Origin of the sequence: Streptomyces sp. NPDC096339, from assembly GCF_044762985.1 — a bacterium.
In the GTDB taxonomy this organism is placed as follows: Bacteria; Actinomycetota; Actinomycetes; order Streptomycetales; family Streptomycetaceae; genus Streptomyces.
Window position 1 is genome coordinate 111,479 of sequence record NZ_JBIWFI010000015.1, and the last position, 22,649, is coordinate 134,127.

General features: G+C 72.7%; 21 protein-coding genes and 2 pseudogenes. 9 read left to right on the forward strand and 14 right to left on the reverse strand.

Annotated elements, in window-relative coordinates:
- Window positions 1–71: 71 nt before the first annotated feature.
- From ACIQ5Y_RS20700 to ACIQ5Y_RS20730, 7 genes are all read right to left on the reverse strand, one after another.
- Complete coding sequence (locus ACIQ5Y_RS20700; RefSeq protein ID WP_403882107.1) at window positions 72–602, reverse strand: hypothetical protein; 531 nt, start codon at window positions 600–602, stop codon at window positions 72–74.
- Window positions 603–645: 43 nt separating this feature from the next.
- Window positions 646–1,572: a hypothetical protein gene (locus ACIQ5Y_RS20705; RefSeq protein ID WP_403882110.1), complete on the reverse strand. Its 927-nt coding sequence runs from the start codon at window positions 1,570–1,572 to the stop codon at window positions 646–648.
- A complete protein-coding gene (locus ACIQ5Y_RS20710) occupies window positions 1,569–2,687 on the reverse strand; it encodes a hypothetical protein (RefSeq protein WP_403882112.1) in 1,119 nt (372 codons plus the stop codon). Before ACIQ5Y_RS20710 ends, ACIQ5Y_RS20705 begins: the two co-directional genes overlap by 4 nt.
- Window positions 2,684–3,760, reverse strand: coding sequence for a hypothetical protein (locus tag ACIQ5Y_RS20715; RefSeq protein WP_403882115.1), 1,077 nt, complete (start codon window positions 3,758–3,760; stop codon window positions 2,684–2,686). The genes ACIQ5Y_RS20710 and ACIQ5Y_RS20715 overlap by 4 nt, the downstream gene beginning before the upstream one ends.
- Entirely contained in the window at window positions 3,757–4,491 is a 735-nt protein-coding gene (locus ACIQ5Y_RS20720) for a cupin domain-containing protein (protein ID WP_403882117.1), read from the reverse strand. Before ACIQ5Y_RS20720 ends, ACIQ5Y_RS20715 begins: the two co-directional genes overlap by 4 nt.
- 170 nt (window positions 4,492–4,661) lie before the next feature.
- On the reverse strand, window positions 4,662–5,447 hold the full coding sequence (locus ACIQ5Y_RS20725; RefSeq protein ID WP_403882120.1) for an alpha/beta fold hydrolase: 786 nt from the start codon (window positions 5,445–5,447) through the stop codon (window positions 4,662–4,664).
- Between the two features lie 57 nt (window positions 5,448–5,504).
- Window positions 5,505–6,125, reverse strand: coding sequence for a TOPRIM nucleotidyl transferase/hydrolase domain-containing protein (locus ACIQ5Y_RS20730; RefSeq protein WP_403882123.1), 621 nt, complete (start codon window positions 6,123–6,125; stop codon window positions 5,505–5,507).
- Between the two features lie 65 nt (window positions 6,126–6,190).
- Between ACIQ5Y_RS20730 and ACIQ5Y_RS20735 the strand changes: the two are divergent.
- Both ACIQ5Y_RS20735 and ACIQ5Y_RS20740 read left to right on the forward strand, forming a co-directional pair.
- Window positions 6,191–6,373: pseudogene (locus ACIQ5Y_RS20735) on the forward strand (DUF664 domain-containing protein); the annotation flags it as partial.
- Between the two features lie 192 nt (window positions 6,374–6,565).
- Window positions 6,566–7,756, forward strand: coding sequence for a cytochrome P450 (locus ACIQ5Y_RS20740; RefSeq protein ID WP_403882126.1), 1,191 nt, complete (start codon window positions 6,566–6,568; stop codon window positions 7,754–7,756).
- A gap of 20 nt (window positions 7,757–7,776) precedes the next feature.
- Here ACIQ5Y_RS20740 and ACIQ5Y_RS20745 read toward each other — a convergent pair whose 3' ends face one another.
- Entirely contained in the window at window positions 7,777–8,271 is a 495-nt protein-coding gene (locus ACIQ5Y_RS20745; protein WP_403882129.1) for a hypothetical protein, read from the reverse strand.
- A 209-nt stretch (window positions 8,272–8,480) separates the two neighbouring features.
- Between ACIQ5Y_RS20745 and ACIQ5Y_RS20750 the strand changes: the two genes are divergently transcribed.
- On the forward strand, window positions 8,481–10,091 hold the full coding sequence (locus ACIQ5Y_RS20750; protein WP_403882132.1) for a serine/threonine-protein kinase: 1,611 nt from the start codon (window positions 8,481–8,483) through the stop codon (window positions 10,089–10,091).
- Window positions 10,092–10,116: 25 nt separating this feature from the next.
- Here the strand turns inward: ACIQ5Y_RS20750 and ACIQ5Y_RS20755 are convergent, their stop codons facing one another.
- The gene (locus tag ACIQ5Y_RS20755) at window positions 10,117–11,499 is read right to left on the reverse strand and encodes a hypothetical protein (protein ID WP_403882134.1); all 1,383 of its coding nucleotides are present in this window, start codon (window positions 11,497–11,499) and stop codon (window positions 10,117–10,119) included.
- 218 nt (window positions 11,500–11,717) lie between these two features.
- Between ACIQ5Y_RS20755 and ACIQ5Y_RS20760 the strand changes: the two genes are divergently transcribed.
- Both ACIQ5Y_RS20760 and ACIQ5Y_RS20765 read left to right on the forward strand, forming a co-directional pair.
- On the forward strand, window positions 11,718–12,311 hold the full coding sequence (locus ACIQ5Y_RS20760; protein ID WP_403882137.1) for a TetR/AcrR family transcriptional regulator: 594 nt from the start codon (window positions 11,718–11,720) through the stop codon (window positions 12,309–12,311).
- Entirely contained in the window at window positions 12,308–13,159 is an 852-nt protein-coding gene (locus ACIQ5Y_RS20765; protein ID WP_403882140.1) for an alpha/beta fold hydrolase, read from the forward strand. The genes ACIQ5Y_RS20760 and ACIQ5Y_RS20765 overlap by 4 nt, the downstream gene beginning before the upstream one ends.
- Here ACIQ5Y_RS20765 and ACIQ5Y_RS20770 read toward each other — a convergent pair.
- Window positions 13,146–14,519: an FAD-dependent oxidoreductase gene (locus ACIQ5Y_RS20770; protein WP_403882143.1), complete on the reverse strand. Its 1,374-nt coding sequence runs from the start codon at window positions 14,517–14,519 to the stop codon at window positions 13,146–13,148. The genes ACIQ5Y_RS20765 and ACIQ5Y_RS20770 overlap by 14 nt on opposite strands.
- Window positions 14,520–14,698: 179 nt before the next feature.
- Between ACIQ5Y_RS20770 and ACIQ5Y_RS20775 the strand changes: the two genes are divergently transcribed.
- Window positions 14,699–15,145 (forward strand): hypothetical protein, encoded by a 447-nt coding sequence (locus ACIQ5Y_RS20775; RefSeq protein WP_403882146.1) that lies wholly within the window; start codon window positions 14,699–14,701, stop codon window positions 15,143–15,145.
- A gap of 22 nt (window positions 15,146–15,167) precedes the next feature.
- Here the strand turns inward: ACIQ5Y_RS20775 and ACIQ5Y_RS20780 are convergent.
- Both ACIQ5Y_RS20780 and ACIQ5Y_RS20785 read right to left on the reverse strand, forming a co-directional pair.
- Window positions 15,168–16,142: pseudogene (locus tag ACIQ5Y_RS20780) on the reverse strand (glycoside hydrolase family 26 protein); the annotation flags it as partial.
- A gap of 139 nt (window positions 16,143–16,281) precedes the next feature.
- Window positions 16,282–16,821: a winged helix-turn-helix transcriptional regulator gene (locus ACIQ5Y_RS20785; protein ID WP_403882149.1), complete on the reverse strand. Its 540-nt coding sequence runs from the start codon at window positions 16,819–16,821 to the stop codon at window positions 16,282–16,284.
- A 91-nt stretch (window positions 16,822–16,912) separates the two neighbouring features.
- On the opposite strand from ACIQ5Y_RS20785, the gene ACIQ5Y_RS20790 reads away from it, so the two are divergent.
- A complete protein-coding gene (locus tag ACIQ5Y_RS20790) occupies window positions 16,913–17,680 on the forward strand; it encodes a class I SAM-dependent methyltransferase (protein WP_403882152.1) in 768 nt (255 codons plus the stop codon).
- A 198-nt stretch (window positions 17,681–17,878) separates the two neighbouring features.
- Window positions 17,879–18,877 (forward strand): endonuclease/exonuclease/phosphatase family protein, encoded by a 999-nt coding sequence (locus tag ACIQ5Y_RS20795; RefSeq protein WP_403882155.1) that lies wholly within the window; start codon window positions 17,879–17,881, stop codon window positions 18,875–18,877.
- A 30-nt stretch (window positions 18,878–18,907) separates the two neighbouring features.
- Here the strand turns inward: ACIQ5Y_RS20795 and ACIQ5Y_RS20800 are convergent, their stop codons facing one another.
- The gene (locus ACIQ5Y_RS20800) at window positions 18,908–20,146 is read right to left on the reverse strand and encodes a GNAT family N-acetyltransferase (RefSeq protein ID WP_403882157.1); all 1,239 of its coding nucleotides are present in this window, start codon (window positions 20,144–20,146) and stop codon (window positions 18,908–18,910) included.
- A gap of 368 nt (window positions 20,147–20,514) precedes the next feature.
- On the reverse strand, window positions 20,515–20,964 hold the full coding sequence (locus tag ACIQ5Y_RS20805; protein WP_403882159.1) for a MarR family winged helix-turn-helix transcriptional regulator: 450 nt from the start codon (window positions 20,962–20,964) through the stop codon (window positions 20,515–20,517).
- Window positions 20,965–21,089: 125 nt separating this feature from the next.
- On the opposite strand from ACIQ5Y_RS20805, the gene ACIQ5Y_RS20810 reads away from it, so the two are divergent.
- A complete protein-coding gene (locus ACIQ5Y_RS20810) occupies window positions 21,090–22,631 on the forward strand; it encodes an MFS transporter (protein WP_403882162.1) in 1,542 nt (513 codons plus the stop codon).
- Window positions 22,632–22,649: the final 18 nt, after the last annotated feature.

A 22,649-nucleotide genomic window follows, 5' to 3' on the forward strand; every position in this document is an offset into this window, starting at 1 on the left:
TTCGTGCTGCGTGCTGCGTGCTTCGTGCTTCGTGCGGGCTGTCCCGTTGTCCCGGTGTCCGGGGCTCCGGCTCAGCCGAAGTCGTCGTCGCTCCAGGCGTCCTCGTCGCCGCCCCAGCCGTCCTCCCAGCTGTCGTCGCCGGAGTCCCCGCCGGCTGCACCGCCTCCGTCGCCGCCCGAGGACGACGACGCGGCCTGCTGGCGGCGCAGCTCCTCTTCCTCCTCCGGGCTCATGATCAGCGGTGGTAGATGGGCGGCCGTCACGGCGAGCGCGGCCACCCCCAGACCGGCGAGCAGCACCCCCATCCGGCCGCCGAAGGAGCTGCGGTTGACGGTGACGCGCTCGCCGCGCGGCCACACCGTCCGGCCGTAGCCGATGTCCCGGGCGTACAGGGGGGTGCCGTCGGCGAGGGTGCGCTTGATGAGCCGGTTGCCGAGGAGTTCATCGGTCCCCGAACCTCCCCGGTTGTCGCGCCAGTTCACCAGGTGGGGACGGTCGGCGGTCCGGCTGCGCCATTCCTCCAGTCCGTCTTCGTACCTGCGGTGCACCGTGCCGTCGGCGAGGAGCTCGTCCGCGTAGCCGATCTCTTGGGGCCGGATCATCGTATGCGTACCTCGGGTCTGTGGAAGGGGTGGCGGGGGCCGTTCACGCGGTGGGCCAGGTCATGAAGCCGGCGGTGCGCAGACCGCTCAGATCGCCCCACATGGAGTCGCGGGGCGGGCGCGGCCCCCGGGACAGGCGCAGCACCGTCCGTACGAGCCTGGCCGGCGGGACCGCTGCCACCTCGGCGAACCGGCCCCGGGCCAGCCACGCCGCCTCGCGCGGCCGCAGCGCGGCCGGCCAGTCACCGCCCGCCTCCGGGGCGAGGGCCGGGCCGCGCCCGGTGGGCAGCCGCAGGGCGGACACGTGTCGCGGTACGAGACCCAGGGAGCTGACCCGCACCCCGGCCGCGGGGCCGAGCGCGGCCCGTACCCGGGCCGGCAGCGTCACCCCTTCGGGGCTCGCGTCGTGCAGGACGTGCACCGTGGCGCCCTCCGCCCGCTCCAGGGCCGCGACGAGGCGCGGATCCAACGGCAGCGCGTCGGCCACCGTGAGGATCGGGCAGGCCGCCTCCAGGTGGACGTGGTTGGCGAGCAGCATCGCGGCGATCGAGCGGTCCTGGCACAGCAGCAGCCGGGGCAGCCCGTAGTCGTACAGGTCGGGCTCGGACGGACGGGACCCGGAACCCTCCCCCGGAGGGACCGCTGCCGGCAGCAGACCCGGTACGGTCTCCCGCCCGCGCCCGTCCAGGGCGCGGGTGAAGGAGGGCAGCCGCAGCACGGGCGCCGGGGTGCGGGGGACACGGCGCAGCATCCGGGAGGTCGGGCTGAGGACCCGGCAGGTCTCGTAGTAGAGCTGGCGCTCCGTGAACCGCAGCCCGCCCGGGTCGGCCGCGAGGGCGGCGGCCTTCCCGATCGCCAGGTCCAGGAGCCGGTCCCCGAAGCCGGGCGCTCCGGGGCGTGCGGCGGACGCGGAGCCGGGCAGGCCCCTACCCGCGCCCCCATCCGTACGCGGGGTCGTGCTCGTGCTCATGCGGGGGACGTACCTTTCATCACGGGGGCGTCCGGCCAGGTCAGGAAGGCGTGCTCCGGCGCGGGGCCGGGCGGGGCGCAGGCGGCCACGGCCCGTTCCACCGCCTGCTCGACGACGCCGAGGAGCAGGGCCGGGGGAACGGCCGCGACCGGGCTCCAGAACCCGGCGGCCAGCCAGGCGGCGTCCTCCTCGGACAGGCCCGCCACCGATCGCAGCGCCTCCGCGTCCACGGCCGGTGCCGGTGAGGCGCGGTGGACGGCGCCGCGCCGGCGCCGGACCGCGGCCACCGGCAGCCCGGCGTCCACCACGACCCTGTCCGGATGCGTGATGCGCAAGAGCGGCGCCAGCAGGGCACCCAGGGCGCTCGCGTCGTGGACCACCACGACCGGGAGCCCGTCCGGGACGTTGCCCGACGGGTCGCCCGGGAGCCGGCCGGGGTCTTCGACGAGGTCCTCGTGGGCGTAGTCCGGGAGGGCCTCCAGCAGGACGGCCTTCAGCCGCGCGGGCACGCCGTTCGCCTCCAGGAAGACCGCGACGGTGTGGTCCGTGCACAGGATCACGGCCCTCGCCTCGTGCGGCCGCTTCGCGGCGCGTCCGAGAACGTGGTCCGCGTCGTTCACGACACCCTGCGGCAGCCCTCCGTACGTCGTGGTCCACGCGCTGGTCATCATCCCCCGAAAGCCGTACTCGGAAGGGGTGATGGAGGAGCCCGCGCTCCGGGCCCGCTCGTACGGGACCAGCTTGGGCACCACGAGGACCAGAACGGCGCCGACCCCGGTCCAGAAGGCGGGGGCGCCGCTGATGCGGGTCGCCAGGGCGATCAGCCCGGCGCAGACCGCCAGGGCCACGGGCCAGGTGATGCCGGGGTGGATGCCCCGCGCTTTCCGCGCGGGCCAGGATGAGCTCTGTGTCCGCGCGCGGTACCAGAGTTGGGTGATCGTCACCTTGAGCCGGCCGTGATCGGTGAGGGACTCCGCGCAGCGACGGATGCGCACGTCGTGCATGCCGGTGCCGTACATCCGGGGGTCCAGCGCGAAGCCGCGGTGGCAGTGCGAGCACACCCGGCCGGTGCGCTCCTTGAGCTTCAGCTCGGTCGAGCAGTTCGGGCAGATCACCGCGACACGTCCTGCGGATCCGTGCCGCCGGGGGCGGCCCCGGGCCAGGTCATGAAGCCGGCTTCCGTGGCCCGGCGCCGTTCGGCGTCGCCGCCGCGGGCGGCCTGTCCGGCGAGCCGGTCGACCACGGCGAGCAGCTTGACCGGGGGAACGCCGACCAGCGGGAACCGCCAGCCGTGCGCCAGCCACTTCAGCTCCTCCGGGGTGAACTCGCCCAGGGCTTCGAGCCGGCGCCTCTCCTCGGCCGAGGGCTTCCCGTCGGGGTCGCGGTACGGCACGGCCTTCGTCAGGCCCCGGACCGTACGCAGCGCCACTCCGGCGTCGACCACCGGACGCTCCGGGTGACCGGCGCGGAGCGTCCGCAGGAGCAGCTCACCGGGTGCGTCGGCGTCGTGGAGGACCAGGACCGGGCCGCGCGGCGGCAGCGAGGGGAGCAGGGCCCGCACCTGCTCGGCGCCCCGGACGAGCGCGATGCCGTGGCGCTCGGGCAGCCCGTCGGCGGCGAGGAAGGCGGCGATGGAGGGATCGGGGCAGACGAGCACGGCGTTCGGCGCCGGGGCGTCCTTCGGCCGCTCGGGCAGGGCAAGGCCGTCGTCGTCGACCACGCCGGCCGGCAGGCTCCCGTACACCTGAAGCCACTCGACGAGCGCCACCGACCGGAAGTGCGCGCGGGGTATGGGCGGGACGCCCCCCACGGCTCCCGTCCGCCGGGCGACGAGGATGGCGAGCCAACTCGCCAGCAGGGTCCCCGAGACGTACAGCAGGAACGCCACCTGGAAGATCAGGGCCCCGAGGGTGAGGAGAACCCCGATGGCGAGCGCCCCGGCCGCGCAACCTGCCGCGCCCTTGGCCTCCCTGATCCGCTTGCGCGACAGCGCGTACCACAACTGGCCGGGCGTGATCCGGACACGTCCTTCGTCCGTCAGCCCGGCGGCGATGCGCAGCACCCGGAGGTCGTGCAGGCCCAGGGGGTTGGTCTTCGGGTCCAGCGCGTACCGGCGCCCGCAATGGGAGCAGCGGTTGCCCGGACGCTCCTTGCGGAGCAGGTTCTTCGCGCAGTGCGGACAGATCACCTGCCGACCTCCAGCGCCGTCGCCACCCGGCGCAGCCGTGCGGCCAGCCGCTCGCGGACGCCGGTGCCGGGGATGCCGTCGACCCGCTGGGCGAGCTCGATGTCGCGCAGCGCGGCGGCCAGGACCCGGTAGTCGGTGGCGGTGTCGAGCGCCGTCGCGGCGCGACCCGCCGTGGGGCCGGGCCGCGCGGTGCTCGCGGAGGCACGGTGCTCGGCTTCCGCCGCGGTGATCGCGTAGTCCTCGTGGTCGATCCCGTACCCCGTGTTGGCGGCGAGGATGGTCAGCGGGGCGTCACCCCGGTTCGCGAACGAGTGCGGCATCATCTCCGGGATGCGGATCAGCATGCCGGGTGCGAGCGGTACCTGGGTGACGCGACCGCGGTCGGCGTCGTAGAGCCCGCACGCGGCGTGGCCCAGGCTGAGGACGAAGTGCTCACCCCCGTGCGCGTGCGGGGTGAACGCGCTGCGAGGGCCGACGACCCCCAGCTTCACCGTGGCGTTGGAGGGCCGCTCCGGCGAGGTGGCCGCGTCTCCCACGAGGTAGTGCGCGAACTGGCCGTCGTCGATGAACCGAAGGAACTCCCGCTCGGGCCCGAGCTCCCGGGACCCCTCGCGATCGGCGAGCACGATGCCGCCGTCCGGCCTGAGGTGGTACAGCTCCACCCCGCCCGGCAGGTCGTTCCCGTTCATCTCGCGCTGCCCTTGCATGTGGTCGTACGGTTGTGCAGCCATCGCGCCTCCCCCTGACGCCCGCGGTACGCTCCACGCGTCCGGCTCGCGCATGGTACGGCCCGAATGATAAACACCGGGAGAACTGGGAACATACCCAGAGCAACGGGAGGATGGCCGCCAGGGGTCACGAACCCGGTCGCGCCCCCACATCCGCGCGTAGTCCGGCCGGCTCAGCCCGAGCGCCCCACGCGTACGAGCCACTCGGCGAGCAGGGCGCGCAGCAGCTCCGGTTGTTCGTGCGGCAGGGCGTGTCCCGTGTCGTCGAGCACGGCGAGCGAGGCGTGCGGGTGGTGGCCGGCGAGCTCGGTGGCGGCGGCGTACCCGACCGTCGAGTCCAGCCGCCCCGCCACGATCAGCGTCGGACCCTCGTACACCGCCGCCGGAACGGGTGTGAGCGCCCACCGTTCCCCGATGCGTTCGAGCGCGGCCTGGTCGACGAGCTCCGCGGCCGGGGCGACGTACCGCTCGTACCGTTCGAGCATCTCCGGGGTCTGGACGACGAAGTAGCCGCGGAAGACCTCGTCACCGAGCTCGCCCGAACCTGCGACGACACGGTGCTCCGGTACGTCGTGTGGTCCCGGCAGCAACGGACAGACGAGCGCCAGACCCGCGACCCGCGCGGGGCGCCTCGCGGCCATCCCCCGTGCGTAGTACGCGCCCGCCGAGTGCCCGACGAGGAGGTACGGGGCCCCGCCGAAGACCTCGTCGGCGAAGGCGAGCAGCGTGTCGAGGACGTCGTCGGCGCTGCGCAGCGCTTCGGGAGCGGGCGTCCGGCCCATCCCGGGGAGGTCGGGGTAGATCCGCCGCAGCCCCGCGACGCCGTCGAAGGCGGGCTCGAAGCACGCCTCGGTCTCGCGGTGGTCGACACCGGCGCCGTGGAGTACCAGCACGGGCCTACCGGCCCCCGTCCCGTGCTCCGCGTAGTGGACCGCCACCTGGCCCGCTCGGAGATCCATCCCCGCATGTTAGGTGCGCGGTGGTGTCGCCACGGCGGACGGCGCGCCACGTCGCGGTCAGAGGCTCGCGAGGAGGCCCTCCAGAGGGGCCGGCACCGAATCGGGGTCCAGGGCCTGGACGAGGAGGTGACCGTAGCGGATCTTCCGGCCCTTCTTCGTCCCCAGGAAGCGCCTCAACCGCTGCTGCGCGGAGCGGCCGTGCTGTGCGGGCTGACGCACGAAGGTCTGCCAGGCACGGAGGTCGCCCTCGGCCTCGACGATCTCCTCGACCCGTGCGGTGCCCAGCGTGCGGATGAGCTCTTCCTCCAGGTCCGCCACGCACACGAAGATCCCCGCGCGCGGCGCCCCTGCCCGCTCCAGGCCGCGGTCGAAGAAGCCCTGCTCGCGCGCGTCGCACAGCCCCGTCAGGCGCAGGCCGAGACCGGTCGGGCCGAGGAGAGCGGCGTAGCGGCCGACGCTCATGGCTCCTCCCATCGACACGACGCAGACCCCCTCGGCGGCCAGGTCGCGGCCGCGCCGCGCGGCGAGGGTTTCAACGGCCGCGAGGTCGCTGGGCCCTTCGAGCAGTACCGCCGTCCGTACCCGCAGCCGTTGGACCAGCTCGCTCGCCGGCCCGCCGGAGCCACCTGCCGCCCAGCTGCCGATCTCGTCCCGCAGCACGTCCATGTCCACCACCATGAGGTGAGTCTGCTGCTTGGGGCGTCGGCGCGGTACGGAATATCCGCCGGCTGCTTCGGGTCGTCGAACAGCGACTTCGTGCGCGGCCCGCTGCTCGGCAGGGGTTTCGGCCACAACGGGCGCGGCGAGCCGTCCGCGGCGGCCTCCACGTGGACCTGCGGTGGATCCTCCTCCACCTCACCGAGGAGACGGCCCGCCACAACGGCCACCTGGGCGTCCTGCGCGAGATGCTGGACGGCACGACCGGCGGACAGGTCACGCCGAGCCGGCGCGTTCACCTCAGCCCATTGCAACGGATCATTGCATTCAAATCCAATCCATTGCACTGATTTAACGGCGTTGACCTGCTTGAATGCATCTCGACTGATTGACCGAAACGTGAATGCAACGTAGCTTTCGATGCGAGTCAAGCATGTGATGTCGCGAGATGAGGAATGGTCATGAGTGAATCCGTCCACACCGTCACGACGATGCCGACAGAGCGCCGGCCCGGCTGTCCGTTCGACCCGCCGGCCGAGCTGGTCGACGCCCGTCGGCACGGCCCCATCAGCCGCTACACCCACCCCGGCGGCAAGCCCGGTTGGCTGATCACCGGATACGACCTGGTCAGGTCGGTCCTGGCCGACCCGCGGTTCAGCTCGCGCAAAGAGCTCCTGAACGTCGTCGACTTCGAGATACCCCCCGCGCCGCCCGGCGAGTTCCTCCTCATGGACGAACCGCAGCACGGGCGCTACCGCAAGCCGCTGGTGGGCAAGTTCACCGCGCGACGGATGCGACTGCTCACCGAGCGCATCGAGCAGATCACCGCCGACTGCCTGGACGCCATGGCGAAGGCCGGGCCGACGGCGGACCTGGTGACCGCGTTCGCCAAGCCCATCCCCACCATCGTCATCTGCGAGCTGCTGGGGGTGCCGTACGAGGACCGGGACTCCTTCCAGGAACAGATCGACAAGTTCATGAACGGGGAGACGAACGACGAGGACCTGCTGGCCGCCTACACCGCCACCCAGGAGTACCTCGCACGGCTCGTGGCCGCCAAGCGAGCGAACCCCACCGACGACGTCCTCAGCGAACTCACCGACGGCGACCTGACCGACGAGGAGCTGCAGGGGATCGCCCTGATCCTGCTGGCCGCCGGTTTCGACACCACCGCGAACATGCTGTCCCTCGGGGTCTTCGCGCTGCTGCGGAACCCGGAGCAACTGGCCGCGCTGCGCGCCGATCCCGCGCTCATCGACCCGGCCGTGGAGGAGCTGCTGCGGTACCTGAGCGTCGCCAAGTCGTTCATGAGGACGGCGCTGGAGGACGTCGAGGTGGGCGGCCGGATCATCGAGGCCGGCACGACGGTCGTCCTGTCGTACAACACCGCGAACCGCGACCCCGAGCGGTTCGCCGAGCCCCACGCACTGGACCTGCGGAGGGAGGACGGCGGGCACCTGGCCTTCGGCCACGGGATCCACCTGTGCCTGGGAGCGCAGCTGGCCCGCATCGAGATGAGGGTCGCCCTTTCCGCGCTGCTGAGCCGCTTCCCCACGCTGCGCCTCGCCGTACCGGCCGAGGAAGTCGCCGTGCGCCCGGAGACCGCGGACATCCACGGGGTCAAGAGCCTCCCGGTCACCTGGGACGTGTGACGCGGGGCCGGCCGCCGCCGTCAGTACACGAGCTTGTACGTCACGTCCTTGGGGACGGGGGCTGGCGAGGTGTCCGTGTACAGGAGCCGGATCGTGGAGTAGCGCTGTACGTCGGGGTGCTCGGGCCAGACCTGCGGATTGCTCAGGGTCACCGATACCGGGTACGGGCGGAAACGACCGGCCGCGCAGTAGGGGCGGCAATCGTTCACCATGTCGACGCCGGTGGCGGTCGCGGTCTTCGCGCCCCAGCTGTCCCAGCGGAGTCCGACGAGGCGGTTGTTCCCGTCACCGCAGGCCAGGAGGTATTCCTCGGGGCGGATCTGCGGCTGGGAAGAACAGTCGACGACCACGACGGGAGCCGCCGGGTCCAGCGGACGGGCCGCTGCCGGACCGGCGGAGTGCGCCGATACCGGAACCAGGGCGGCGGCCAGGGCCGCCGTCGTGCACAGCAGGGCGGCCGTCCGCACCCTGCGCCGGGGCGTGCGTGGGGGGCGGTCGGATGCTGATGCGTTCACGGAAGACCTGCCTCCCCGCCGTCGGTGTTGCGGCCATCCCAGCTTCCCCCATCCCCGTGGACCGCGCACCCGCTGGACACGGCGGCAGGCCGGGGCGGGGCGGCGCGGAACCCGACCGCGCACCGGCCCGGGGGCCCGTCCCTTAGGGTGGCCACCGGGTGGACCGTGCGCCGGGGGTCCGCAAGTGTGCATGGGGGACGGGGGAGTTGGTGGAGGTTCTACGGCCCGGCGACCCGCCGGAGATCGGGGGGTACCGCCTGTTGGCGCGCCTCGGCTCGGGAGGCATGGGTGAGGTGTTCCTGGCCCGCACGGCGTCCGGACGGGCCCTGGCCCTGAAGACCGTGCACCGGGAACTGAGCCTGGAGCCCGACTTCGCCGACCGGTTCGCCCGCGAGACGGTCACCAATGACCGCGTGCGCGGTCCGTGGACGGTCTCGGTGGTCGATTTCAGCCCGCCGGGGGATCTGCCGCAGTGGCTGGCGACGGAGTACATCGCCGCGCCGACGCTGGGGGACTGGGTGCACCGGTACGGTCCCCTCACCGTGCCGGCCGTGGAGCGCCTGGCCAGGGAGCTGGCGGCCGCGCTGGTCACCGTACGGGCGACCGGGGTGGTCCACCGCGACATCAAGCCGGCCAACGTACTGCTCGGGCCGGAGCGGCCCTTCCTCATCGACTTCGGCATCGCCCGCGCGGCGCGCGACCCGCGCCTCACGCAGACGGGCACGGTCATCGGCACGCCCGGCTACCTCGCGCCCGAGCAGGCGACGGGCGCCGTGGCGTCGGCGCCGGCGGACGTCTTCTCCCTGGCCGCCGTCCTGGTGTACGCGGCCACCGGCCGCAGTCCGTTCCTGGCGCACGGCGAGGAACTGGACCTGCCGGCCCTGCTGTACCGGATCGTGCACGACGAGCCGCTCCTCGACGGAGTGCCGGAATCGCTGCTGCCGCTGGTGAGGCAGTGCCTGGCGAAGGATCCGGAACGGCGTCCGACCGCCGAGGAGGTCCGGGCGCGGCTCGGCGAAGCGGTGGAGGAGGAGTGGAGCGGGGTGATGCCGGCGGCGCTCGTGGCCGATGTCGGCCGCCGGGAGGCGGAACTGCGGCAACTCCTGGCCGCATCGCAGCCACCCGTCCAAGCCACCGCCGGCATCGGCACGTCGCCGCTTCCCCCGCCCCTGCCGCAGTCCCCGCCCCGGCCCGCACCCTTGGAGCCCCTGCTCCCCTTCACGGCTCAGGGCGCCGCACGGGGCGTAGGCGGCGGGGCCTCCCGTCGGCCCCTGGTGATCGGTGCGGCCGCCGGTGCCGCCGTCCTCGCCGCGGTCGTGGCGCTCACGATCCGGTACGCGGGAGGGGGCGACGACGGCGGGGCCGCGGCCTCCACCACCTCGGCCCCACCGGCGTCGTCGGCGCAGCCGTCCTCCGCGGCGGCGTTGCCGCAGTCGTGGGCCGGCACCTGGTCCGGCACCGGGCCCGGGACACCGGAGGCGGACGGCATCTCCCGCGCGAGGACCGGGGAGTTCGGCGTCACCGTCACCCTGCGCACCGGGGTGGTGGGCGAACTCGTGGGCCGGCAGGTCAGCGACGTCAAGGAGGTCTCCACCGGACGGAACCTGGGGTGCACGGAGGCCCTCGAACTGCGCCAGATCGGCCGGGACACCGCGGTCTTCGCGGCGGTGACCAGCCACCCGACCGACCGCGGGGCCACCTTCGACTGCCCCCAGGGCAACCTGTACGTACTGAGCCTGACGGAACCGGACCGCCTGACCCTGGAGTCGGAGGGAGCGCAGTCGGCCGGCGCCCCCTCCTCCCTGACCCGCCGCCCCTGAACCACGGCCCGCCCCGCGGGGACCGTCAGCCGGCGCAGCCCGGGACCGCGCCGGCGGGGCTGCAGTCGTTCGGCTCGTTGTCGCGGATGACGTCGCCGTTCAGGGTGAGGCCGCCGGACGCCTTGAAGATGCCGCCGCCGTCGCCCGCCCGGTTGTGGGTGACGGTGTTCTCCTCCAGTGCGGTGGTGCCAAGCCCCGAGTCTCCGCCCGCGAGGTAGAGGCCACCGCCCTGGGCCGTGCCCTCCTTCGCCTCGGCCGTGTTGTGCAGGACCTTGTTGCGCTTGGCGGTCAGGGTGCCGCCGTTGGGGTTGTCGATGCCGCCGCCCTGGGCGGTGCCCTTCGGCGCGGTGACGGTGTTGCCCGAGATGTGGCTGTCCGTCAGGTCGAGCGTGCCGAAGGGGCCCACGCGGACGCCACCGCCGCGCGCGGTGCCGCGCTCGGCGACGGCCCGGTTGCCGCTGATCCTCACCTTGCTCACGGTCATCAGGGCGTTGTTCGCGATGCCGCCGCCCTGCGCGTTGCCGTGAGGGGAGTCCGACGTGTTGTCCGTGATGGCGCCGCCGGTCACGGTCAGCCTCCCGGGCAGCGGGATGCCGTTGGAGACGGCGGCACGTGCGAATCCTCCCGGGGCGTAGGAACGGTTCTTGCTGATGATCGTGGACTCGACCGTCGTCGGGGCGAAGCTGATGATCGCGGCCCCGAAGGCGAAGCTCCCTGTGTCCGCGGTGACGGTCGCGACGTTCCCGGTCAGCCGGGAGCGGGTGACCGTCATCGGGCCGTCGTTCGCGATGGCCGCGCCGGCGGCGCCGCCTTCCGTTGCGCTTCCGCTGTAGACCACGTGGTTTCCGGTCACCTCGGTCTCGCTGACGCTTCCGGTGCCGGGATTGTCGATCGCGCCGCCCTGTGCGAACACCTTGGACTCGGATGTGTTGCCGACGAACCGGCTGCGGGTCACCTTCATCGTTCCGGTGTTGGAGATGCCGCCGCCGCAGACGATGCCGGGGAGGTCCTGCTCGAAGAAGGGGCAGTCGACGGCGAAGCCGCCCTTGATCGTGGTGCGGTCGAGCGTCAGATGGCCCGTCCCCGTGACGAACAGGATGCGGAACCTCGGAGCTTCCTTGTCGCGCAGGATCGTCGCGCCCCGGCCCTCGATGGAGACCTCGCCGCGGATCTCCGGCAGCCCGGTGCCGGGTCTGCCCGGGTCGGGGGCCGTCAGTCGGTACGTGCACTTGTGCGCCAACCGCAGCGTGTCCGGTCCGGGTGAGGCGTTCGCGGCGTTGATGGCCGCGACGAGCTCCGGGACCGAGCAGGGCACCGTCACCGCGGCGGCGTGAGCGGCCTGTGCGGGAACAGCCGTCAGCGCGCCCGCGAGAAGGCCGAGGACGGCCGGGAGATGACGACGGGACATGGGGAACTCCTCCGGTGTGGTGTCCGGCGGGCCGTCAGGGGACCGCGGCCGGTCGAGCCCAGCCGATCATGCGCGACCGCCGTCGGCTTCCCGGTGGGATCCGTCCGGGGAGGGCGGGCAACCCGTACGGGCGAGCGAAGTCCCGGACGGAGTACGGAGTTGCCGTTCCTAGGGCCCCTAGGTTAAAACTAGAGGTATTAGGATCATGAGGAGGGCGCATGGCGCGGGCAGGGTTGACGGCGGAGCGGGTGACGATCGCGGGCGCCGAGCTGGCGGACGAGGTCGGGCTCGACCGGGTGACGATGTCGCAGGTGGCGCGCCGGCTCGGCGTGAAGGACGCGAGCCTCTACACGCACGTCCGCGGCCTGGAGGACCTGCGCGGACGGATCGCCCTGCTGGCGGCTGACGAGAAGACCATCCGTATCGCCGAGGCGACCTCCGGGCTGGCGGGCAAGGACGCGCTGATCGCGTTCGCCGACGCCTGGCGGGAGTACGCCCACACGCACCCGGGCCGCTACACGGCGACGCAGACCCCGATCCGCATCGACCCCGCACTCGCCGCCGACGCCCCCGGACCACGGCGGGCGGTCGAGCTGACCTACGGCATGCTGCGCGGCTACGGACTCGCCGAGCCCGACCTGACCGACGCCGTCCGGTTGCTGCGCAGCACCTTCCACGGGTTCGTCGCCCTGGAGGCCGCGGGCGGCTTCGCGCACGAGCGTACGCCCCAGCAGACCTGGGTCCGCGCCCTCGACGCCCTCCACACGCTCCTGGAGCACTGGCCGACGTCCCGAGAAGGAGACTCCGCATGACCGTCCCGACATCCCCGACCACCGGCCGGCTGCGCGTGAACGGCGCGACCCTCCACTACGAAGTGCGCGGCCACGGACCGCTCCTGCTGCTGATCCCCGGAGGGTCGGGCGGCGCGGCCTCCTTCGACGGCGTCGCCGACGCCCTGGCCGCCGACCACACGGTGGTGACCTACGACCCGCGCGGCATGTCCGGCAGCACGCTGGACGACCCCGAGGCCGAGCAGCACGTCGCCGAGCACGCCGACGACGCGCTGCGGATTCTGGATCTGCTCTCGCCCGGCCGGCCCGCGCGCGTCTTCGGCTCCAGCTCGGGCGCCATCGCCGCCCTGCACCTGCTCACCGCCCACCCCGAACGCGTGGAACGGCTCGTGGCCCACGAGCCGCCGGTGGTGGAGGTCCTCCCGGACGCCGCCGAACACCGCGCGCTCATCGCCCGCGTGCGGACGACGTTCCACGCGGAGGGACTCATGCCGGCGATGGCCGTGTTCGCCGAGGGGCTGAAGAAGGAGGGCGCCACCGCCGCCGAGCCGGAGGCGGAGGTCACGCTGCCACCGCAGGCGGCGGCCCGGGCCGAGCGGACGATGGCCAACCTGCCCTACTTCGTCGGGCGCATCGTGCCGGCCTTCATGTCCTACGCCCCGGACACCGACCGGCTGGCGGCACTGTCGGACCGGCTCGTGCTCGCCTGCGGGCAGGACTCCCGCGGTGAACTGGCCTACCGCCCGGCCGCGTTCCTGGCCGAGCGGCTCGGTACGGGACTCCTCCACTTCCCCGGCGGGCACACCGGTCTGACCACGCACCCGGCCGAGTTCGGCGAACTCCTCCGGAAGGCGCTCAGCTCGCGATGAGCGCGTCCCACTGGTCCCGGGTCGGGCCGTCGTGCGACGGCGAGAACTCGGGACGGGCCGCCAGCCAGTCCGTGACGCGCCCGTCGACTTCGTCCGTGCCGTAGGCGTCGGCGGCGGGCCGCAGGAGATGGCGTACCTGGGCCCGGGCCCGCATGACGACCGGATCCTCGAAGGCGCAGACGGCCCGCGCGGCAGCCCGCCGATCCGAGGAGGGTGTGCTCTCGGCGAGCCGTTGTGCGGCGGCGCCATCGGCCGTCACCTGTGCGTCGAACCACGGGCGCAGGGCCTTCGCCGTCCAGGAGTGGTAGGCGGCGGGGTCCGCGGCGATCTCGTCGACATGGGTGGCGAGGTGCTGGGCGGCGTGCAGGCCGAGGGCCACGCCGTGGCCGAGGGTGGGGTTGGTGTGGACGAGGCTGTCCCCGGCGTTGACCAGGCCGGTGACGACAGGACCGTCATCGTCGGAGAGGGAGGTCCAACGGTTGTCCAGGCCCGCCATCGCCAGGACGGCCGAAGTCGGTTCGGGGTCCAGGTCGAGCCAGGCGGCGGTGGCGGGGAAGAGGCGGGCGGCGGCCTCGAACACCGAGGGATCGGTGAGCGCGCCGCGGGTCGGATCGCCCGTGGAGAGCACGAGGTGGAGGGCGAAGGTGTCGTTGTCGGAGGGGAAGACGCCGGCGAGCGCGTACGGCGCGTCCGAGCCGGTCTTCACCCGCCCGGGGTCGCGCGGGCCGTCGGCGCGCAGCCGGTACCAGCGGCACAGGTACGCGATCCCGGCGCGGTGGCTCTCGACGACGGGAGGGCGGCAGCCGGCCTCGGTCAGCCAGTCGGGCACCGGCGAGCGACGCCCGGCCGCGTCGACGACGAGGTCCGCCGGGTGCGTCTGGGTGCCCACCCGTACGCCGGTGACCCGGGGAGGGCGCCCGTCCCCGAAGGCGAGACCGCGCACCCGGGAGCCGCAACGCACGTCGACGGTGGGCTCCTGCCGCAACGCCGCCGTCAAGGCGGCCTCCAGCACGATCCGGCGGGTGCGCAGGGTTATCAGGTCCTCGTCGCCGGCCCGGTGCGGCGGATGCTCGCCGAACCAGTCGAAGTCGTGGTACTCCCGCGCCCCGCGTGCCAGCAGGTCGTCGTACACATCGGGAGCCTCGGCGCGCAGCACGGTGCGGACGGGCGCGAGGAACGAATGCGGCTGCACGGCCTGCGGGACCCGGGGCCGCTTCCAGTCGAAGAAGTCCTGGTCCAGGTCTTCTCCGGCCTGCCGCACGTCCTGCTCGTGCAACGTGACCGTATGGCCCCGCCGGCCGAGCATGAGAGCCGTCCCCAGCCCGCTGATACCTGCACCGATGATCGCAACTCGCGCCACTGAGGCTCCTCTTCGCGTCGTGTTGCAGAACGAGCCTACTACTTGGTGATCTTGGGACGGGAGCCGGGATGCCCGTCGCCATGCGGGGGTGGCCGGTTGCGGGCCCGCAGTTCCGGCAACGGCCCTCCCGGGCCATCCCGTTCCTGGCAGCATCGGCATCACCGGACAAGGGGGGTTCCATGCGTTTGCGCACCGGATTGCTGACCGCCGCCACCATCACCGTGGCCACCGGAGTGCTGCTCACCGGGTGCGGGGCCGGCTCGTCCGAGGACCTTGAGGGCTGGTGGTCCTCGGGCGGTGAGGGCCGGGTCAAGGCACTCGCCGACACCTCGGGCAGGGTCAACGAGGTGAGCATGCGCCCGATGGACACCTGGGGCGCCGCCTGCCAGGAGTTGCTGGCGGAAGTGGCGAAGGCCAAGAAGCAGGGCACGCCGCCGAGCGGAAACGCCGAGGGCTTCTGGACGGAGGCCCTCACCTCCTTCGAGAACGGAGGCAACGAGTGCGTCGACGGGGCAGGACGGAAGGACCAGCCCCGGGCCTCCGCGGGCATCCGCGAGGTGCAGAAGGGCATCAGCCGGCTGGCCTCCGCCACCTCCATGATCAGGAGTGACCTGAAGGCCGGGTGACCGGGCGGGTTCAGCGCCTCGGGGACAGCGACTCCCGGTACACCCGGGAGGAGTTCGGGTTCTCGCCGCACTGCCACACGCCGTGCGGGCAGTAGTCGGTGATGCTGTGGTACAGCGGCTTGTGCTCGGAGATCCACGCCAGCATGCGCCGCATGTACTCCGGGTTGTCGCCGCCCCGGAACAGCCCCCATTCCGGGTACGAGATCCGCTTGCGGTGCGCCTTCGCGAAGTCGACCTGCTCCTGGAGCCCGAGCGGCTGGCGGACCTGGTCGTCGAAGTCCTCGCCCGGCGGCTGGTCGTAGCTGTCCATGCCGATGACGTCGACCACGTCGTCGCCCGGGTAGCACCGGGTCCAGGCGATCGCGTCACCGCCGCGGTTGGGCGCGAAGTCGAAACGGAACCGCTGCCCCCGTACCGAGCGCATGGCACCCACGATGTGTCGCCAGTACCTCTTCCAGTTCTCGGGGTCGGGCCGGCAGCGGTGGGTGTAGTTGAAGCCGTTCATCTCCCAGCCGAGCACGATCACCGTGTCCGGCACCCCGAGCGCGACGAGGCGCTCGGCCAGCCGCCGGAAGTGGTGGTCGTACTCGCCGCGCGCACCGGCACGGGTCAGCTCGGCCACCTGGCCGTCGGGGACGCCGGCCTCGTTGCGCTCCAGCATCGGCACGTTCAGGACGAACAGCCGATCTGCCCGCGCCCGGCGCCACTGCGCCCATGTGCGCAGGGAATCGGGCGCCCCCTCGATGTTCTCCCAGGTGTCGCCGGGCAGGTAGGTGTGCCCGGCGCGCACCTCCGTACCCCCGAGCCAGCGGGAGAACTCCCGCATCCGCTCGACGCCGGGCGAGTCGTAGTGGAGGTAGGCGCCCACCGCGACCTCGGTTCCGGGGCTGCCACCGGTACTCTCACGCGGCCGCGTCGCGGAGCAGCCGGTCATGAGCAGGCCCGCGGCGACCGTACTCGTACAGGCGCGCACCAGCCATTGGCCCCGACGGGACATGGTGCCTCCACACGCTTCGCGGACGGATGTACCTGACGGCGACGTTAGCCGGCCCACCCGCCTCCCGGCCTGTCCGGTGCCCCCGTGCTGGGCCATTCGCGGCAGCCGGCCGCCTTGCCTTGGCCCGACCGGGCGAAGATCAGGGAGCCGGCGCGGCGGGATCCGGTGCCGGTGCCGTCCCTCCCCGTGCGGCGATCAGCGGTCCGAGCAGGCGCGTGCCCGGCCCCACCTGTCCGCCGGGGCCGGGCAGTTGTGTCGTACCGGCCACCGTGAGCGGTTCGCCGCAGGCGTCGCAGGCCACGAACGGCGTGGCGATGTGCCCGCAGGCGTCGTGGCGGACCAGGGCGGGCGGCCCGGCGGTTCCCGCGTACCACTTGTCGCCCCACGCCATCAGCGCCAGCAGCACCGGGTAGAGCTCCCGGCCCTTCCGGGTGGCCACGTACTCCTCTCGCGGCGGGCTGGCCTGGTACTGCTCGCGGGTCAGCACGCCCTCCTCGACCAGCCGGGCCAGCCGCGCGGCGAGGACCTTGCGCGACAGGCCCAGGTCCTCCGCGAGCTCGTCGAAGCGCCGCACACCGACCAGGACGTCACGCATGATCAGCGCCGTCCAGGCATCGCCGAACAGGTCGGTCGCGCGCGCGATCGAGCACGCGACACCGGAGAGCGGGGTACGGGCCATGCTCCCAGCCTAGCCCCGACGGGTTCCCTCGGGGAACCCGCCAATGCTAGGTTTACCAAGGGAACCTGACTGAACGTCGAGGGAGTCCGCCATGACGCACGCCCCGCACATCGCACTCGACTCGGCCGGGCCGGCGGTCGTCGACGGCCGCCACATCCGGGCCCTGACCTTCCAGTCCGTACGGATGGAATACCTGCGGCAGGTGCTCTCGGAGCTGGGCCTCGCGGCGGCCGGCAGCCGGGCGCTCGTCATCGGCAGCGGGCGAGGCCTGCCCGCCCGGGGGATCGCCCGGCTCGGCTTCGAGGTCGTCGCCGCGGACCCGTCCCCCGCCGCGACGGCCCTCGCCCGGGACGCGGACGACGGCCTCTTTGTCACGTACGTGACGTCATCCGCGGAGGAACTCGAACTGCCGGACGGCTCCTTCGACCTCGTGTACTGCGCCGACACCCTCGAGATCACCGAACGCCCCGACGCGGTCCTCGCGGAGGCCGCGCGCGTGCTGCGCCCCGGCGGGGCCTTCGTCTACGACACGGTGAACCGCACCCCGGTGGCCAGGCTCATCTACCTCGGCGCCTTCCAGTCCTTCCCGGGCACACGGATCATGCCCCGCGGCCGCTACGCCGCCGGCCGGCTGCGCCGCCCTGCCGAGCTGGCCCGCGCCTTCGAGCGCGCGGGGCTGTCCGCGAAGGACGTCTCGTCGTTCAAACCGCGCGACGTACGCAGTCTGGTGCGCGCGACGCGCGGACGCAGGCGGGGCAGCCTGACCGACGAGCAGCTTCCGGAACTGGTCGACATGGTGCTCGTCCCGGACGGCAGCCCGGTGGTGACGTACCTGGGGTACGCGGTCCGGCAGCCGTGACCTCCACGCCGGTCCGGTGTTCCCGGGCCGGCACCGGTGGCGGGGTGAGCCGCCGGGGAGGATCGTGGATGGCGGCTCCGGCCATGTGCCCTCGGGGGCGAGCCCGCCGGGAGGAGGCATACGCCGTCCACCGGTCCGCTGTCGGCTGCGCTCCCGCCCGGCAGCCGGGGGAACCGCGAGCGAACCCTGGAGGCACCTGTGACGCAGATCCGGATTGCCACGTTCAACCTGGAGAACCTCGACGAGACCGCGCCGGACGCGAGCCCGTCGCTGGACGACCGCATCGCGCTGATGAAGCCGCAGATCACGCGGCTGAGGGCGGACATCGCCTGCTTCCAGGAAGTCCACGGGCAGGAGCGCCCCGGCGTGCCGCGCGACCTGCTCGCCCTCAAGGCGCTGCTCGCCGGCACCAACCTCGACGGCGCGCCCCTGCTCAGCACCAAACCCGCGCACGACGCGGTCTTCGACGTCCGCAACCTCGTCATCGCCACCCACCTGCCGGTCGTCAAGCACCAGCAGCTGAAGAACGACCTGGTCGCCGAGCCCCACTACCAGCGGCTCACCGCGGAGCCCCCCGACCCCGGTCCGGTCCCGATCGGTGTCGAGCGGCCCATCCTGCACGCGCAGATAGACATCGACCACGCGGCCCCGGGCCGGCTCCTGCACGTCATCAACGTGCACCTGAAGTCCAAGCTCCCCAGCGACATCCCCGGCCAGGTGAGCGACCCCAAGAGGGGCATCTGGCGCACTGCCGACGGCTGGGCCGAAGGCAGCTTCCTGTCGTCCATGAAGCGCATGAGCCAGGCCCTGGAGGTCAGGCGCCTCGTCGACCGGATCCTCGACGACGACCCGGAGGCGCGCGTCATCGTCACCGGCGACTTCAACGCCGAGCCCGAGGAAGTCCCGGTCCTGGCGATCTGCGGCAACGTCGAGGACACGAACAACGGAGAGCTCGCCACCCGGGTCCTGGTCCCCATCGAGCACACGATCCCCAGCGACGCCCGGTACACCCTCTTCCACCACGGCCGCGGCCAGATGATCGACCACATGCTCGTCACGCGCAACCTCCTCGCCCACTACCGGGGCTCGGAGATCCACAACGAGATACTCCACGACGACTCCATCGCCTTCGCCACCGACACGAAGTTCCCGGAATCCGACCACGCCCCCGTCGTCGCCGCCTTCGACTTCGACTGACCCCGCCCCGCGCACGCGGTGGACCCGCGGTCAGAACCAGTGGAGGCAGTGCGGGGAGCGCTCGGTCCGGAACAGGGCGTCGGCGAGAGCGGCCGCGCCCGGTCGGTGGGCCCGGATGTGCCCGGCGCGTACGAGGGTGCTCGGGGCGGTGCCGCCGAGGTAGACGGAGGCCAGGTCGCTCACGTCCAGGGACAGGTCGGGCTCCCGGTCCGTCGGGACGCATTCGGCCTTGCCGTCCCGGACGGTCAGCAGGTGGCGGCCGCGTTCGCCGAGGAACCGGTCCTCGACATCGAGGACGATCTCGCCGTCCGCGAACCAGCCGCGCGCGGTCAGCGCACCCGGGACGTCCAGCAGCCGCACCCAGAGCCAGTCGCCGACTCCGGTCACCTCCCCGCCGCGGAAGTCCTCGAACTGCCAGCGCAGCGGGTGATCGGCCGGGACGTGCTTGAAGGAGACCTGGGCGACGAGGTCGTGCCCGAGGAGGAACCGGGACAGAGCCGTGTGGACGGCGTCGTCGGCCGTGATGATCTCGTCGACCTTCATCGTCCTCGAGGCTCCGGGCTCGATCGTGTAGCAGGCGTACCCGTCCGGGACGCCGTCGGAGTTCCGGTGGACGGCGACGTACCGAGGCGTGGGAGCGATCGGGGGCTGTCCCGCGCGCAGGGACCACCAGCGGTGCGGGCGGGACAGCGCGCCGGGCTGTGAGCGGCGGTACCGGTCGTAGACCTCCTCGAGGACCTCGCCGCAGTCGCTGCTCCGCACCACCTCGATCGGACCGGTCGCCGCGTCCGCGGCCCGGTCCTCGCAAGCCGCGCGCGCCCGGGGAACGGCGAGGGCCGCCCGGTGGCGCGGCACCGTCAGCCCCGCCGTGTGCGTCGCAGGGCCGTAGCCGAACCTGCGGTAGATCAGGGCCTCGGAGGCCAGCAGCACGGAGAGGAACTCCCCGCGGGCGCGCAGCTCGGCCAGCTGATGCCGCATCAGCGAGCTGAGCGCGCCCTGGCGCCGGTGGGAGGGCAGGACGCCGACGGCGGTCACCCCGGAGACCGGCACGAGGGCCTCACCGGGCAGGGTGAGCTCGAAGGAGTACGCCCCGGCGGTGCCGACGGGCCTCCCGTCCGCCGTCACGGCGAACAGGCAGCGGTCCATCTCGAGTGCCGACCACCAGTGCCCACCACCGTCGACCGGGGTGTCCGGGAACAGCCCGAACGCGGCCAGCATCGTGCTCACGAAGACATCGAAGTCCTGGTCGGTGGTGTTGCGGATCTCCATTTTCGCTGCTGCCTTCCACGAATGCCGACACCACCGTCCGCGGTGCCCCGCCCCAGTGCAGCGCCGGCCCCCGGCCGGGTCAACCGAATTAGGGCCGTGGACAGGCCCTGGGATCCGTCCCTTTGGTGCGTGGGGGAACCGGCGCCGAAGGAGGCCGCGTCCATCGATGCACAAGATCGTCAGTGGACGCCGGTGGACTCCACGGTTGTCCGAGCCCACCGGCACGCCTTCGGAGAGCGGCGCATCAACCGCCTCAAGCAACGGCGCGGCCTGGCCACGCGAACGGACAGACTCGCGATCGCCCACCAAGCGCACTCCACCTCGCCGGCATCCTCATCCGGATCCGAAGCCGACCCAAGAGACCGAACCTAGCCGCACCGCTCCGCCGGCTCCTGGCACGCGGCCGTTACGGCCGACATCCAGGTGAGGGCCGACTGCCGCTGTTCCCCGGTCAGCCCCTCCTCCAGTTCGGCCTCCCGCCGCAGGACCGCGGGAAGTGCCTGCTCGTAGCGGGTGGTTCCGAGACCCGTCACGTGCAACTGGTGCGTCCTGCGGTCGGTGGGGTGCGGGGAGCGGGTGATCAGGCCGTCGCGTTCCAGGGCCGCGAGCATCTCGTTCGCGGCCTGACGGGTGCTCCCGACCGAGCGGGCCAGCTGCGCCACTGACATCCCCGGGGACGTCCTGACCATCATCAGGGTTGCGAACTGCGGAACGGTCAGTCCGAACTCCTCGAGCTCCACTCCGATCGCCGCCCTCATGCTGAGCCAGGTGTGGCGGACCATGAAGCTCACTACGAGGCCGTGCGTCTGCTCGCCCATGAGGCGACCTCCGAAATCGCGATTGACAGGAACTTGACGAGTTGTGACGATGGGCCAATCGTCAAGGACTTGACGATTCTAATCGTGGTCGCACCGAACTCCACCCGATCCGGAGGCAGTCACGCATGTCATCCACCACACAGCCGAAGTCGGCACCCTTACGGACCGTCCCGACGCCGGGGCCGGCCCGGCGCCGGCTCATCCTCGGCGTCCTCGTCTTCTCCCAGCTCCTCATCTGGCTCGACGGAACCATCCTGTCCACGGCCTTCGAGACGCTGTCCGACCCCGTCCGCGGGTTGGGCGCCACACCCGGCGAGCTCCAGTGGGCCACTGGTGCCTACACGCTGGCCTTCGCCGGCCTGATGTTCACCGGGGGATCCCTCGGCGACCGGTTCGGCCACCGCAACACCCTGCTGGCGGGCATGGCCCTCTTCGGTGCCGCCTCCGCCCTCGCCGCCTACGCCGCCACCCCCGCCCAACTCATCGTCGGCCGAGCCGTGATGGGTGTCGGAGCCGCGCTCCTCGTCCCGGCCACCATGGCGGTGGTCACCTGGACCTTCGAACCCGCGCAGCGGCCGGCCGCCTTCGGCACGCTGTCGTCCTTCGCCGGCGTCGGCCTCGCCGCGGGACCCATCCTCGCCGGGGCGCTGCTCGCGGCGTTCTGGTGGGGCTCGGTGTTCCTCGTCAACGTACCGGTGGTCCTCCTCGGCCTCGGCTTCGTCGCGCGGTACGTGCCCAACTCCCGCAGTCCCCAGGTCCGGCGCCTCGACCCGGCGGGGCTCCTCCTGTCGACGGGCGGCCTCACCCTCCTCGCGTACGGCCTGATCCGCGCGGGCCAGGACGCGTCCTTCGCCGAGCCGCGCGTCTGGGGTTGCACCGCCGCGGGCATCGCGCTGATCGCGGCGTTCGTCGTCGCGGAGCTGCGGATGACCCACCCCAGTTTCGATCCCCGACTGTTGGCGGAGCGCCGCTTCGCGGCAGGGAACCTCACCTTGCTGACGGTATTCCTGGCCATCACGGCCGGGTCCTTCTATCTCGCCTTCTATCTGCAAGGCGCCCGCCACTACTCGGCGTTCGAGGCCTCGCTGCTGGGTCTTCCGGGCGCGCTCGGAGTGGTAGTCGGCTCACCCGTCGCCGTCCGACTGTCCCGCCGCACCTCCGTCCGGCTCGTCTCCTCGGTCTCGCTCGCCGTCGCGGCCCTGGCGATGGGATCCCTGGCCCTGTTCGACGCGACCACGCCGATCGCCTGGTACTCGGTGGTCATGGTGGTCCAGGGCACCTCGATCGGCATGGTGATCGCTCCCGTCACGGGCGCGGTACTGGGCTCCCTGCCGCTGGAACGTGCCGGGGCGGGCAGCGCCGTCAACAGCGCCCTGCGCCAGACCGGCAGCGTACTGGGCATCGCAGTCGGCGGCACGATCACCTCGATCGTCTATCGGCGCGCGATCGACGGCTCGCTCACCGGCCTCCCGGACCAGGTACGGCTCCAGGCCCGGGCGTCGGCGGAACTCGCCAGACACGCGGCGGCCACCACCCACAACGCGCGCCTCGCCGAAGCCGCCGACGCCGCGTTCTTCCACGCCATGCACGTCGGAGCGCTCTGGACGGCGGGATTCGCGCTGATCGGCGCGGCGGTCCTGGCCGTCGGATTCCGCCCGGCCCGCTGAACGGGGCAGCCGCACCGG

Excerpts from the sequence above, each read along its gene's own strand:
- ACIQ5Y_RS20760 (WP_403882137.1), top strand. The coding sequence starts at position 11,718 with ATGGCGCGGGCAGGGTTGACGGCGGAGCGGGTGACGATCGCGGGCGCC.
- ACIQ5Y_RS20700 (WP_403882107.1), bottom strand. The coding sequence starts at position 602 with ATGATCCGGCCCCAAGAGATCGGCTACGCGGACGAGCTCCTCGCCGAC.
- ACIQ5Y_RS20730 (WP_403882123.1), bottom strand. The coding sequence starts at position 6,125 with ATGGTGGTGGACATGGACGTGCTGCGGGACGAGATCGGCAGCTGGGCG.
- ACIQ5Y_RS20755 (WP_403882134.1), bottom strand. The coding sequence starts at position 11,499 with ATGTCCCGTCGTCATCTCCCGGCCGTCCTCGGCCTTCTCGCGGGCGCG.
- ACIQ5Y_RS20810 (WP_403882162.1), top strand. The coding sequence starts at position 21,090 with ATGTCATCCACCACACAGCCGAAGTCGGCACCCTTACGGACCGTCCCG.
- ACIQ5Y_RS20740 (WP_403882126.1), top strand. The coding sequence starts at position 6,566 with ATGAGTGAATCCGTCCACACCGTCACGACGATGCCGACAGAGCGCCGG.
- ACIQ5Y_RS20790 (WP_403882152.1), top strand. The coding sequence starts at position 16,913 with ATGACGCACGCCCCGCACATCGCACTCGACTCGGCCGGGCCGGCGGTC.
- ACIQ5Y_RS20805 (WP_403882159.1), bottom strand. The coding sequence starts at position 20,964 with ATGGGCGAGCAGACGCACGGCCTCGTAGTGAGCTTCATGGTCCGCCAC.
- ACIQ5Y_RS20720 (WP_403882117.1), bottom strand. The coding sequence starts at position 4,491 with ATGGCTGCACAACCGTACGACCACATGCAAGGGCAGCGCGAGATGAAC.
- ACIQ5Y_RS20725 (WP_403882120.1), bottom strand. The coding sequence starts at position 5,447 with ATGGATCTCCGAGCGGGCCAGGTGGCGGTCCACTACGCGGAGCACGGG.
- ACIQ5Y_RS20775 (WP_403882146.1), top strand. The coding sequence starts at position 14,699 with ATGCGTTTGCGCACCGGATTGCTGACCGCCGCCACCATCACCGTGGCC.
- ACIQ5Y_RS20765 (WP_403882140.1), top strand. The coding sequence starts at position 12,308 with ATGACCGTCCCGACATCCCCGACCACCGGCCGGCTGCGCGTGAACGGC.
- ACIQ5Y_RS20800 (WP_403882157.1), bottom strand. The coding sequence starts at position 20,146 with ATGGAGATCCGCAACACCACCGACCAGGACTTCGATGTCTTCGTGAGC.
- ACIQ5Y_RS20785 (WP_403882149.1), bottom strand. The coding sequence starts at position 16,821 with ATGGCCCGTACCCCGCTCTCCGGTGTCGCGTGCTCGATCGCGCGCGCG.
- ACIQ5Y_RS20705 (WP_403882110.1), bottom strand. The coding sequence starts at position 1,572 with ATGAGCACGAGCACGACCCCGCGTACGGATGGGGGCGCGGGTAGGGGC.